We start from the raw sequence: 12,534 nt of genomic DNA on the forward strand, positions 1-12,534 counted from the left end.
CAACCGCGCTAACCTGGGTATGGAAGTAATGCACGAGCGTAACGCTCACAACTTCCCCTTAGACTTGGCTGCTGGTGAAGTTGCTCCTGTTGCTTTGACTGCTCCTGCAATCAACGGCTAATCATAAAGTTTAGCTGAATCGAAAAAAGCCTCCTAGAGATAGGGGGCTTTTTTTGTTTTTTAACCTAATTACTCCAGCTGACGAAGCGATCGCACAATCTAAAAACATGACCGAAAAAATGTCATCATAGTTGATGATGAGAAAATACAGGAGATAAAACCACGGTTTACGCACGTCCTTTAGCACGGTTAATAGAGCAGTTGCAACGCCTACCAGGAGTTGGTCCCAAATCAGCCCAAAGATTGGCGTTGCATATCTTAAAACGTCCCGAAGCCGAAGTAGAAGCCTTAGCACAAGCCTTGATTGATGCAAAAAAGCAGATAGGCTTGTGTTCTGTTTGCTTTCACCTATCTGCTGATCCTGTTTGTGAAATTTGTCGTCATCCTAACCGCGATAATACCTCTATTTGTGTGGTAGCTGATTCTCGTGATGTGATTGCTTTGGAAAAAACCCGCGAATATAAAGGTAAGTATCACGTTTTGGGTGGGGTGATTTCCCCTATGGATGGTATTGGAGCAGAACAGCTAACTATTCAAGCTTTGGTGCAGCGGGTGAGTCAACAAAAAATCCAAGAGGTGATTGTGGCTATTAGTCCGACTATAGAAGGGGAGACAACAACCCTGTATATCGGTCAGCTACTTAAACCATTTACCAAGGTGACACGTATTGCTTTTGGTCTACCCGTGGGGGGCGATTTGGAGTATGCAGATGAGGTGACACTAGCTAGAGCCTTGGAGGGTCGCAGAGAATTATAGTTTTCAATTCCATGAAGTGGGGTTTTGCAAGGCGATCGCTAGTAAAAATTAAGTTACTGTAGCTTTACAGTGATTTCCCTGTAGATGTGGTCTGTCTGTAAAACTGGCATTTTTGAGGGTTTATTTAGCGTTCTCCTGTTTTTTCAATGGTTTCTATCACTGCTAAACCAACACCAGAAGCTGCTATGAGCATGACTGCTGATAGCAAATAGATATTAGCAAACATTCTCAGGGCATCTTCAAAAAACATATAGGTGCTCATTATTTCACCTTTTCAACTCTGTGCTGTTGTTAGTGTTCATGTTTCCATTTCCTGATTTAACAGTTCTCATGGAACAATGACTTTCATTAGCATCTTAACAAAACTTTAGACAGTTTATAGGGGTAAACAGATTTTTTTTTCTGGACATGAGATGAATTTAATTCGCTTTTTGTGACCTAGAATACAGAAATATATATAAATTAATATTTAGGTGCGTCAGATATCAAAAATCTCTTGATTTCCACAATTCACAGGGTCTGACGCACCCTAGAAGATATATTAAGTTAAATTAAGCAGCTTTCCAGGGTGGCTAATACAGATTGGGAGAGGGAGGTAAAATCATAACCACCTTCTAAACCAAAGAGAATTTTCCGAGTTAGTCCCAGACAAGCATTTGTAAATAAGGCATAGTCTTGAGGCTGTAAATTAATATTGGCTAAAGGATCTGACTGATTAGCATCATAACCTGCACTGACAATCAGTAAGTCCGCCTGAAACTCAGCTAAAAACGGTATTACCCTAGTTTCTATGATTGGCTGATATACAGTGATATTACTACCAGGGGGTATCGGTAAATTCAAGACATGATCATATAATCCCTTCTCAGAAGCTCTCCCAGTACCGGGATAACACGGATGCTGATGTAAAGAACAGTATGCAATTTGCGGGTGAGTTTCGACGATCGCCTGGGTACCATTGCCATGATGTACATCCCAGTCGAGAATGGCGACGCGGTTAACTCCTGGTTGTTCCAGGGCATATAAAGCGGCGATCGCCGCATGGGAAAATAAACAAAAGCCCATACCAGTATTACGTTCAGCATGGTGTCCCGGTGGACGTGCTAAGACAAAAGCCGGGTTAGCACAGGTGAGTACAGTATCCACCCCATCCAACCAGGCACTTACTGCTAATAATGCTACATCATAACTGCGGGGAGAAACTGGTGTATCACCGTCTAAATAACCCCCTCCACTGGCGGCAATTTCTTTAACTTTGTTGATGTAGGCTAGATCATGGGCTTTGAGTAGTGTGGGTATAAGCGATGGCCTTTCTAATGCTGGCGTAGGGGTAAGCCAAGTAATTTTTTCCCCAAAGGTGGCTGAGTTGAGAGCATTGACTATTACCGTCAAGCGTTCCGGCTTTTCGGGATGATATCTTCCAGTTTTGTGGTCTAGAAACTCATCAGAATAAATGACTGATAGCATAAGGAGACACAGCAGAATACTCTGGGTTATTCTATCCTGATTGTTGCTCTAGCCTTCATGCTCCTCAAGAGTTTCATCAATTGGTTGCTCTAGCATCTCCGGTACTAAAGCAGGGTTCCCCCTCCGTTCCGCAGGTGACTGAGCGCGGATGACATCATCCATTTTGGGAGGATGTTTGATCATGTCTAGCACCTCCGGACTTAATTGAGATGCAGCATCTTCTGGGTGAGCTTTTTCCCCTGAGTTGAAAACTTTTTGGTGATTCATGGCAATTTATTTTAACTCCTAGTCTTCACCTTAAGATATGTAGTACGGAAGGGGTACTATCAGTGGGAGTTAAATTCCTATTTTCCCCATACCTCAATGGTAATATATAGTCATCCTATTTGACTTGAGAAATTATGAGTGAGGAAAGGGAACACACCGAACAGGGAACAGGGAACAGAAATTGTTCATGAATCATTTAGGATTGCTTTATTTACTATTATTGTTTCTAATCTAGGGCTGTTCTGTCTTATTTCCAGTATGGGAAAAAGTTGATTAACTACAGATGTAAGACTAAGACTGCTTAGGATCGAAGGACTATCTTCTGGCTAAAATAACTTTTTTTTGGCAATTAATTTGAATATAAACTATTAGTTATAAATGAGATGTTTCTAGTTATTTTTTCTTGTAAAATAGTTACTAAAAACACATCCATAATGTTTTTTATATTACCATAGGCAAAAACTCTAGTTTTCCAGTTTATTTCTCGATATTTTAGCTGGTTACTTTAGGTGCAAAAGATGAGATTATATGTTATAATGTTAACAAAAATATGGAAATTATTCAAGATTAATTCAGAATAATTTGACGCTGGCAACAAGCGTAAGGGCTAAAATCTACATTTTTTGGAGTTTTTTAGATTATGACAACCTCACAGGAGAGGATTATCCCCACAGACCTGCGCAATGAAATGTCCCAGTCTTATCTGGAATACGCCATGAGTGTGATTGTGGGTCGGGCGCTCCCAGATGCAAGGGATGGTCTCAAACCTGTGCATCGTCGCATCCTCTACGCAATGCACGAGCTGGGACTGACTCACGATCGCCCATTTCGTAAATGCGCCCGTGTAGTTGGGGAAGTTTTGGGTAAATATCACCCCCACGGTGATACAGCGGTCTATGATGCTTTGGTACGCATGGCACAGGATTTTTCTATGCGATCGCCCCTGATTAACGGTCATGGTAACTTTGGTTCGGTAGATAATGACCCACCGGCGGCCATGCGATACACAGAGTGTCGGTTACAAGCTTTAACTAGTCTGTCCCTCCTCCAAGATATTGAATCAGAAACTGTAGATTTTATCGATAACTTCGACGGTTCCCAACAAGAACCGACAGTATTACCATCACGCATCCCCCAATTATTGCTCAATGGTTCCTCCGGTATAGCCGTGGGTATGGCTACCAATATCCCCCCACACAACTTGGGAGAATTAATTGATGGTTTGGTGGCGCTGATTCATAATAGTGAAATCACTGACCTGGAATTAATGGAGTATATTCCCGGTCCAGATTTCCCCACAGGGGCCCAGGTGTTGGGAACAGCAGCGATTCGGGAAGCCTACACCACTGGACGCGGTTCTATTACTATGCGGGGTGTGGCTACCATTGAAACCGTAGAACAACGAGGACGACCGGATAGAGAAGCAATTATTATCACTGAGTTACCCTACCAAACTAACAAGGCGGGGTTGATTGAAAAAATCGCCGACATGGTGAATGAAAAGCGTCTGGAAGGAATTGCAGATATTCGGGACGAAAGCGATCGCGATGGGATGAGAATCGTGATTGAATTGAAGCGGGATGCATACCCCCGTGTAGTCCTCAATAACCTTTACAAGCAAACCCCCCTCCAAGCTAACTTTGGGGCGAATATGCTGGCCCTGGTCAATGGTAAACCGGAAATCCTCACCCTGAAGAAGTTCTTAGAAGTCTTCCTAGATTTCCGCGTCGAATCAATTACCAGACGCACCCGCTATGAACTGCGAAAAGCCGAAGCTCGTGATCATCTCCTCCAGGGGTTACTAATTGCTTTATCTCAATTAGATGCAATTATTGTTTTAATTCGTCATGCACCCGACGCACCCACAGCCAAAGCCGAGTTAATGACAAATTACGGCCTGTCAGAAGTCCAAGCCGATGCTATCCTACAGATGCAGCTGCGGCGTTTGACAGCCTTAGAAGCAGATAAAATTCGTCAAGAACACGCAGATTTACAAACGCAAATTGCCGATTTACAGGATATTTTAGCCCGGCGAGAACGGATACTAGAAATCATCGAAACCGAAGTCACTCAGCTAAAAACCAGCTTTGCAACACCCAGGCGTACAGTAATTTTACCCGGTGAAGGCGATATAGATGAGCGTGACCTGATTGCTAACGAAAAAGCGATCATTTTAGTCACAGAACAAGGCTACATCAAACGGATGCCTGTCAACACCTTTGAAGCCCAAAGCCGCGCTACCAGAGGGAAAGCCGCCGCTAAGGTCAAAGATGATGATACGATTGAGCATTTCTTAACTTGCTGCGATCATGACAGTGTTTTATTCTTTAGCGATCGCGGTGTCGTCTACTGTTTAAAAGCTTATCAAATTCCTGTCGGTTCCCGTACCAGTCGCGGCACACCCATTGTGCAAATGCTACCCATTCCCAAGGAAGAAAAAATTACCTCAATTGTCCCCGTAGATGAGTTTAGCAGTGAAGAATATCTAGTTATGCTCACCAAAGGCGGCAATATTAAGAAAACCGAATTAGCTGCATTTAGTAACATCAGAGCTAACGGCTTAATTGCTATTTCTCTGGAAGAAGGCGACCAACTGCGCTGGGTACGCCGGGCTAGAGTAGAGGACAGCATATTAGTGGGTTCTCGTCAAGGGATGGCGATTCATTTTCGATGTACCCATGAACAGCTACGCCCTCTGGGTAGAGCCACTCGGGGAGTCAGAGCCATGAAACTAAAAAATGGCGATGAACTCGTAGGGATGGATATACTCCCCGCCGCCATTCTGGACACCCTGAATACAGAGGAAACCGCAGACATAGACAACGCAGACATAGACATCCAGGAGGAATCCCTAGAAGTACCAAGTAACGGTATTATTGGTCCTTGGGTGTTAGTGATTACCATGGGCGGATATGGTAAGCGCGTACCAGTCGCCCAATTCCGACTGCAAAACCGCGCTGGTCAGGGTTTAATGGCTACCAAATTCAAAAACCGTAAGATTAAAGACCAATTAGCCACCTTACGCATTGTTAACAATGATAACGATGAAATTATGATGGTGACTAATCGTGGTATAATCATCCGTCAAGCGGTGAATGCCATTTCCATACAATCGCGATCAGCCACTGGGGTGAGAGTGCAGCGTCTGGATGAAGATGATGCCATTAATGGTGTAGCTATAGTTCCTCCTGATAGCGGTGAAGATGTGGAAGCAGCTGAGTAAAAAATATAGGGAAAGGGTAAAAAACTTACTCCCCTATGCGATCGCCTGCGCCAGTGGTGTCTTAATGGGGCTAACCGTAGCCCCCGTGGGTGCATGGTTTTTCGCCTGGGTTGCCCTCGCCCCCCTGTGGGTGTTAGTTTTTACCTCTCCTGCATCTCCCCCCCTCCTGGGACTCGCCTGGGGTGTTGGCTATCATGGTGTCGCCCTATCCTGGATTACTGGGATTCATCCCATGAACTGGTTGGGCGTTCCTTGGTTACCAAGTTTAGCAATTACCCTGTTTTGTTGGTCATTTATTAGCCTACTTGGGGGGTTGCTCCTCACCCTGTGGGGGGCGCTTATGGCTCGTTGGGGGGGGAAAAAATCGGGGCTACGTGTTCTATTTGGTACGGCTATTTGGTGCGGATTAGAAAGTCTTTGGAGTGCTGGACCCCTGTGGTGGAGTTCCTTGGCTTATACACAAAGTCCCCACAACCTCGTAATTTTACACCTGGGTCAACTATCAGGACCGAACACCGTCACCGCCGCCATAGTTGCAGTCAATGGTTTAATTGCAGAAGCATGGATTAACCGCCACAGTAGAAGTTCCTCCTCTGGTCAGGTGGTCAAGCAACAGTTGGCGATCGCCATCTCACTATTCATGACTTTACACCTGTTGGGGTTTTATTTATATAGCCGTCCCATCGCCCAACCACCAGCAGCAGCTTTGCAGGTGGGAATCATCCAAGGTAATATCCCCAACGAAATAAAACTTATACCCCAAGGTTTGCGGCGGGCTTTAGCAGGTTACACCACCGGATATTACAATCTAGTAGACCAAGGTGTTGATGCAGTCCTGACCCCAGAAGCAGCTTTACCCTATTTCCAGCGCGACCTCCCCAACACTAGCTTAGTGCAAGCAGTGAAAGAAAAGGGCGTAGTTGCTTGGGTTGGGGCTTTTGGAGAACAGGGAACCAGTTATACAAATAGTTTATTTACCTTCACTGGGAAAGGTGAAATTTTTAGCCGTTACGACAAAACTAAATTAGTCCCACTGGGGGAGTATATACCCTTTGAGGATATTTTAGGCGGTATAATTGGGCGCTTATCACCTCTGGATGCTCACCAAGTACCAGGGAAAACCAATCAGATATTTGATACCCCCTTTGGTCGGGCTATAGTTGGTATATGTTATGACTCTGCTTTCCCCGAAATATTTCGCCGTCAAGCTGCTACCGGCGGGCAATTTATTCTCAGTGCTTCTAACGATGCTCATTACAGCCCCTCTATGCCATTTCAACATCACGCCTTGGATATAATGCGGGCTATTGAAACCGATAGATGGTCAGTGCGGGCGACTAATACCGGATATTCCGCCTTTGTAGACCCCCACGGTCACACTTTATGGATGTCTGGATATAATACCTATGCAACTCATGCTGAAACTATCTACAAGCGGGAAACTCGCACTTTATACGTGCGTTGGGGTGATTGGTTGACGGTTGTATTGTTGGGGTTGGCTGGGTTATTGTATCAAGTTATTCGTCTCACCCACAGGCGCACAGGCTTAACAGAGTAATTTTCAGTGTACCAGTATCATATATGCCCTTAGCATCAGATGGAATTTCAAAGGGAATCACTGCTGGAGGGTCGGTAAATAAGCGTATTTCATAGCGTCCTGGTTTTAATCCAGAGGTAGCAAACTTACCTGATCGATTAGTAAAGATAGTAATTGGTTGCCAATTACGATCGCCCACAGCAACAATTTGTCCTGATCCTAAAGAAATAGGTTCACCATTAGCATTTAATAACTGTCCTCGCAAGAAAACAGTAGCATCTGTTCCCACTTGCACTAATGTACCACTGTTATAACTTGGCAAAACCTTGACAACGCGATCGCCTAAATCTATTCCTATAGGTAAATTAGGTGCATCAATGATCATATTAGAAATATTATAAGGACTTAAATTTGGCATTACACCAAATCCTAAATTATCAATGCGGGTGATATAACCACCGGAAATAGGATTAATACCAATTTCTTGACCTTTAATACTGTTTTTGGGAATTACTAAAGCAAAACTATTATTCAGAGGACGTGACCACCCCAAATAACCATCAGCAAATACCAAAGCAGTACCAACATTAAATTTAGTTGTATTGGCCATGGTCTTATTTCCATCCCTAGCAAAAACCGCATTATGAGATAAATCCCAAACAAAACGATAACCTGTATAAGATAATCGCCCGTTCAAATTATAACTTTGATTATTTTGGGTTAAACTTAGGGAAGGTTTTGGCGTGCCGATAGTTCGCAACGGGTTATAATTCCAATTCAAGTTATTGGTAGGTTCTCCCCTATTATTGATATTAGAAGATGCTTGGATTGATTGACGACTTCGAGGTAAAGTCCAAGAAAAACTAATGTCAGCACGTTGTTCTTCAAAACCAGTCTGATCAAGATTTTGACTGAGATTGAGATTCACATTTAACCCGTTGCGGAAAGTTCTAGAAAGACGAAGAGAAAATCTACAAGTATTAGGAATATCTCGCCCAAATTGATATCTGGTACTCAAATTTCCTCTCATATTCCAGAATAATGTTTGACTATAATTAGCAGTAATATCATATAAAAAATCGTTACGTGGGTTTGCTTCTCCCACTCTCACAAAATTTCGTCCTTTAAATTCTACACTTAATTGAAAGGAACGTTGAGATGGATTATTTTCCCCAACTTGTAAATATTCATAACGTAACTTACCAGCATAATCAATTCCTAATTCCTGATCGTGACTGAGGGCAATATCCCAGGCAAAATTACCATAATTAGTAGCCCAAACTCCTTCTAAACCGCCAAGTTGTTGTTTAAAATCTGCTTGTATATAAGTACCTGCGGTGAATTGATTAGTTATACCTAAACGATGGGATAAAGTCAAAATCGGTTGAGTAAAATCATAAGTGCGATCGCCCTTACTCTCAAGAGATGGAACACCCACACTATAGGCAAATTGCTGTACTCCAGGTGCTAATAAATCCCCCGCTACAGGTTTATAAAAATTCAATCTTTGCACCTGACCCACATCATCTTTAATCACTAATTCTACATCATTAGTACCCCCATTCAAAGGTAAATCGCGGATATCTTGTCGTCCTGCTCGTAACAGTAAACTCCGTTGTAATCTACCATTAACTAATACATCAACTAATGAATCTTTTTCTAAGAAAAATTCAAATTGGCTAATGGGTCGAGTGACTAAATAAGGTTGTAAACTAAAATTTTTAGCCACAGAAATTCCCAGTTGAGGCTTACTATTTTGATAACCTGTAATGGGAAGAGACAGATCCCCCACTACATAACGTAAAGCTTCTGCTGGTGCATCCCGCACTACTCGCAAATCTCCCCTAGTCAAAGCAGGTTCTCTTGTTTCTGTAAAATTGCCCCGTCCCTCAAACACCCAATTTTTATAATTCAATGTACCATCTACAGCTAAACGTAAAGGTTGCAGTCCTATATTTGTTTGTCCTGAATCAGACCAAATATAATCTTTATCAGCGCGAAAATTAACATAGCCGCTAAAAGTGCTGGGAAGCACCGCTTTTTCACTATCAGGGGGTAATCTACCAGTATTTAACTTAGCTACATTAGTACGACGTTGAGCAGGTGTAACTTGAATTTGTAATTCTAATTTAGAGCGATCAAAAGTTGCTTGTAAGCCATTTTCTAGCAAAACTTCTAAGCTTAAATTACCTTGAGTATCAACCGCACTTGTCAGTTTTGCTTGGGTATCTGGACGAATAACTTTTTCTGTTTCTATTAACAAAGGTGCTGCTTGAATACGAACTGCGGGACTATTTCCCAAGGTCAATAATACCTGTCCTCTTTGTTGTCCATCAATAAAAAATGGTACAACGACTCTCTGATTTTCGTTACGGGGTTTCTTAAAAATCTCCTCAAATGTCGGGTCTTGGTTTTCCTTTTCGGGAAGTATATTTGGCGATGGAGAAGGTGAATTTTCCCCTAAACTGGGTGTAGAATTAAATAAACTAGAACTGAAGCAAAAAAAGATAAATAATCTTAATTTACTAGGATTTAATCTTAGTTCCATTCAAGACGGAAATCTATTTTTGAAGATGATTGACACTTACCCAAAATTGTTCTAAAAACCTTATTGTTTTGTAGGGGTAATTAATTGTACGGGTAATTCATGTAGCTTGCTTCCCGAAGGGTATTACCCCTACTGCTGATTATTCAACATCTTTAAATGTAAATGTGCCTGTGACTTTGCCTATAGGTAATTGTTGAGGCCAAGGAATAGAAAACCGTCGCTGATTACCTGATAAAATCAGCCCATTATTCACACCTTCTAATTGTTCTGGTTTGAGAGTAAATTGAGTACCTTTTTCGCTAGTTAAGTTTAAATTTAATTCTGATAATATAGCCCGGCGAGTACCCTGATTATCAAAAGTAATTACTAACAGATCATTTCCATCTTTTGATTTTTCGTGAGTAATGCCATTCAGGACAACTTTAGATTGTGTATTTTTAGGGCGAATATACACTGATCCTATGTAACGAAACGTAATTTTGATTCCGGCTGCTATTGCCTGTGATGGTGATTGTTGGGTATCTTTCAAGTTAACTGGTAACTGTTCAGCTATAATACGATAATTTAGTTCTTTTTCAGGGTTAGGATTACCTAACCATGTCACTCGCACCGATTGTACACTTTGGGGTGGTAGGATCATTTGGGATGGATACACTAAAAAATCATCATCAGCTTTTTCAGTGGTTTCCTCACCTTCTAAGCTGATTTTTCGTTTCACCATTGACAGTTCAACAGCGATTTGTTCTGAGGTATCATTAATAATTTTATAAGACTGGGTAGCAGCTGTCCCTGCTGGTTCAAATACTTTAGAAATTGGCTCTAATTTAAAGGCTAGTGCTGGTGAAATGCTACTTAATACTACGAAAAAAATAAAGCTAAAAAAATGTTGAATTGAGATTTTCATGATTTGATTGTGATCAAATACAGTTAGATTAAATGTTTTTACCCCTCCCTAACCCCTGACAAGGGTAGGTTTTTAATATTATCTGTTAAGGCAGGACTAGGAAGACAAGGAGGACTTACGCAAAAGGGAACGAAAGTAGGGGTAATTCATGAATTACCCCTACGCAAGAATAAGGTTTTCAGTCACATCTTACGTAAGTCCTAAAATTAAAGGTTTAACTATCAGTGGAAATTGTTAAGGTTAGGGTATCAGTGTAGGTTCCTGCAAGTAAACTACCTGGGTTCTCTATCTCAATGTATAAGTCTATATTGCCGCTCACATACCTTGAGAAGTTGTTTAAAGTGCTAAAATTCACGCTGTTTGGAACTGCACCTCCATCACCTTGTACTTGAATTTTGTATGGAATTGGAATAAAATCTCCCGCCTGACTTCTCAATTGGCCGTTATTAGTCGAGGATGCAGTTAAGGTTACTCCTACTGCGTTAGTTGTAACAGTAAAGTCAGCAATTTTTATAGGCGTTTGTATCCCTGTTTGAGCTAATTGTATGCTGTTTTGTAAGTTACTAGCTTCAGCTGTTGCGGTTAATGCAATGCTAGCTGTTGCAGGCACTGTGAGACTAAGATCAATAGTACTAGTTGTCTGAGCAAACGCAGCAGATCCAAAACCAAGGGGACTAAGGATTAAGCTGGAAGAAATTAAAAAACGACGTAAAAACATTGTAACTCCGTGTTTAAATAAAACAAATTCGGGAAGTATTGACTTTAAACTGTCTTCCCACTTCTTTTTGTCAGGACTTATGCAACATTGGACTAAAAACCTGGTTTTGATCTAGGGGTAATTCATGAATTACCCTTACCATCTCCTGAAAGTTTTTAGAAAAGGTAGAAGTCAATTAAGTTGCAATTTTTTAATAAGTGCGTACATAATATCACTTACCCCCCCCCCGCAAAATAGTATAAATACTGTATTTATTTAAAGTTTACGTATTTTATCGTACAAATTGGGGAACAAATCACCATATCACCAGTAAAAACCTGCTCCTCATACAAACCTTCTACCCACTGCAAAACCGTCACCTTTAAAAACATGGCTATCCGACGATTTAGCTCAATTTCTAAAGGCATAGAAATTAATTTGCCGTTCTCCAATTCATATAAATTATCTGTACCATCATCAAATTGCAGAAACTCTTCCAAGGTCATGTTCTTGGGGGTTGTAACTGTCATTATTTTTTCTCCTATAAACCGTAAATACCCCATCTCTATCTTCATAAACCATAGAAGGAGTAAGTGGCGATCGCCCCTGCATTCATTTAGTATTTGAAAATAGGGAGACAAGAGCGCCCCACAGTAATTACTGGGATTCCAACCAAGCCAGTAAATCCGCCATACTACCCAAATCTAGTAAAGCTTCCCCCAGGGCTTCTAATTGGTGGAGAGAAAGAGACTGGATGCGCTGCTGTAATTCTGGGGATAATTCACCGTATCGTTTTTTTAGTTGTTTGAGAATCAGGGTTAGTTCACCCTCTTGTCTACCCTCTTGTATTCCCTCTTGTATTCCCTCTTGTCTACCCTCTTGTCTACCCTCTTGTATTCCCCGTTCATAACCTATGCGCTCGCCGGTGGTAACATACCTCATAGTCCGCTCCTGCTCAAATTGCTTAAATTCTGACCACAATTGATTTTCCAGTGCTTTTGGTAAAATCATAACC

At 41.7% G+C, this 12,534-nt stretch carries 10 protein-coding genes and 2 pseudogenes; 4 read left to right on the forward strand and 8 right to left on the reverse strand.

The window, feature by feature from the left end; all coding sequences use genetic code 11:
* Window positions 1-121: pseudogene (locus tag NWP21_RS04555) on the forward strand (photosystem II q(b) protein); the annotation flags it as partial.
* 161 nt (window positions 122-282) lie between these two features.
* Window positions 283-876 (forward strand): annotated as a pseudogene (recR, locus tag NWP21_RS04560) (recombination mediator RecR); the annotation flags it as partial.
* Between the two features lie 124 nt (window positions 877-1,000).
* Here the strand turns inward: recR and NWP21_RS04565 are convergent.
* From NWP21_RS04565 to NWP21_RS04575, 3 genes are all read right to left on the reverse strand, one after another.
* Window positions 1,001-1,138 carry a hypothetical protein gene (locus tag NWP21_RS04565; protein ID WP_271733528.1) on the reverse strand — a complete coding sequence of 46 codons (138 nt, stop codon included), beginning with the start codon at window positions 1,136-1,138 and terminating at the stop codon, window positions 1,001-1,003.
* A 284-nt stretch (window positions 1,139-1,422) separates the two neighbouring features.
* On the reverse strand, window positions 1,423-2,343 hold the full coding sequence (locus NWP21_RS04570) for a histone deacetylase (RefSeq protein ID WP_280791782.1): 921 nt from the start codon (window positions 2,341-2,343) through the stop codon (window positions 1,423-1,425).
* Between the two features lie 48 nt (window positions 2,344-2,391).
* On the reverse strand, window positions 2,392-2,610 hold the full coding sequence (locus tag NWP21_RS04575) for a hypothetical protein (RefSeq protein ID WP_271733530.1): 219 nt from the start codon (window positions 2,608-2,610) through the stop codon (window positions 2,392-2,394).
* A gap of 640 nt (window positions 2,611-3,250) precedes the next feature.
* On the opposite strand from NWP21_RS04575, the gene gyrA reads away from it, so the two are divergent.
* Together gyrA and lnt are read left to right on the forward strand one after the other, a co-directional pair.
* Window positions 3,251-5,833, forward strand: coding sequence for a DNA topoisomerase (ATP-hydrolyzing) subunit A (gene gyrA, locus NWP21_RS04580; RefSeq protein WP_280791783.1), 2,583 nt, complete (start codon window positions 3,251-3,253; stop codon window positions 5,831-5,833).
* Window positions 5,814-7,391, forward strand: a complete 1,578-nt coding sequence (gene lnt / locus NWP21_RS04585) for an apolipoprotein N-acyltransferase (protein WP_280791784.1) — start codon at window positions 5,814-5,816, stop codon at window positions 7,389-7,391. Before gyrA ends, lnt begins: the two co-directional genes overlap by 20 nt.
* On the opposite strand, the gene NWP21_RS04590 is transcribed toward lnt, so the two are convergent.
* The 5 genes from NWP21_RS04590 to NWP21_RS04610 form a co-directional block, all read right to left on the reverse strand.
* Complete coding sequence (locus NWP21_RS04590; protein ID WP_280791785.1) at window positions 7,360-9,918, reverse strand: fimbria/pilus outer membrane usher protein; 2,559 nt, start codon at window positions 9,916-9,918, stop codon at window positions 7,360-7,362. The two genes, lnt and NWP21_RS04590, sit on opposite strands and share 32 nt — an antisense overlap.
* Before the next feature lie 139 nt (window positions 9,919-10,057).
* Complete coding sequence (locus NWP21_RS04595) at window positions 10,058-10,822, reverse strand: fimbria/pilus periplasmic chaperone (protein ID WP_280791786.1); 765 nt, start codon at window positions 10,820-10,822, stop codon at window positions 10,058-10,060.
* A 214-nt stretch (window positions 10,823-11,036) separates the two neighbouring features.
* On the reverse strand, window positions 11,037-11,540 hold the full coding sequence (locus tag NWP21_RS04600; protein ID WP_280791787.1) for a hypothetical protein: 504 nt from the start codon (window positions 11,538-11,540) through the stop codon (window positions 11,037-11,039).
* A 251-nt stretch (window positions 11,541-11,791) separates the two neighbouring features.
* On the reverse strand, window positions 11,792-12,049 hold the full coding sequence (locus NWP21_RS04605) for a hypothetical protein (protein WP_280791788.1): 258 nt from the start codon (window positions 12,047-12,049) through the stop codon (window positions 11,792-11,794).
* A 127-nt stretch (window positions 12,050-12,176) separates the two neighbouring features.
* Window positions 12,177-12,534: DUF4351 domain-containing protein (locus tag NWP21_RS04610; RefSeq protein ID WP_280791789.1), on the reverse strand; the 358-nt coding region annotated here is incomplete at its 5' end.

It is taken from the genome of Anabaenopsis sp. FSS-46 (assembly GCF_029891665.1).
Taxonomy (GTDB): Bacteria; Cyanobacteriota; Cyanobacteriia; order Cyanobacteriales; family Nostocaceae; genus Anabaenopsis; species Anabaenopsis arnoldii.

Excerpts from the sequence above, each read along its gene's own strand:
- NWP21_RS04565 (WP_271733528.1), bottom strand. The coding sequence starts at position 1,138 with ATGAGCACCTATATGTTTTTTGAAGATGCCCTGAGAATGTTTGCTAAT.
- NWP21_RS04570 (WP_280791782.1), bottom strand. The coding sequence starts at position 2,343 with ATGCTATCAGTCATTTATTCTGATGAGTTTCTAGACCACAAAACTGGA.
- NWP21_RS04575 (WP_271733530.1), bottom strand. The coding sequence starts at position 2,610 with ATGAATCACCAAAAAGTTTTCAACTCAGGGGAAAAAGCTCACCCAGAA.
- gyrA (WP_280791783.1), top strand. The coding sequence starts at position 3,251 with ATGACAACCTCACAGGAGAGGATTATCCCCACAGACCTGCGCAATGAA.
- lnt (WP_280791784.1), top strand. The coding sequence starts at position 5,814 with ATGTGGAAGCAGCTGAGTAAAAAATATAGGGAAAGGGTAAAAAACTTA.
- NWP21_RS04590 (WP_280791785.1), bottom strand. The coding sequence starts at position 9,918 with ATGGAACTAAGATTAAATCCTAGTAAATTAAGATTATTTATCTTTTTT.
- NWP21_RS04595 (WP_280791786.1), bottom strand. The coding sequence starts at position 10,822 with ATGAAAATCTCAATTCAACATTTTTTTAGCTTTATTTTTTTCGTAGTA.
- NWP21_RS04600 (WP_280791787.1), bottom strand. The coding sequence starts at position 11,540 with ATGTTTTTACGTCGTTTTTTAATTTCTTCCAGCTTAATCCTTAGTCCC.
- NWP21_RS04605 (WP_280791788.1), bottom strand. The coding sequence starts at position 12,049 with ATGACAGTTACAACCCCCAAGAACATGACCTTGGAAGAGTTTCTGCAA.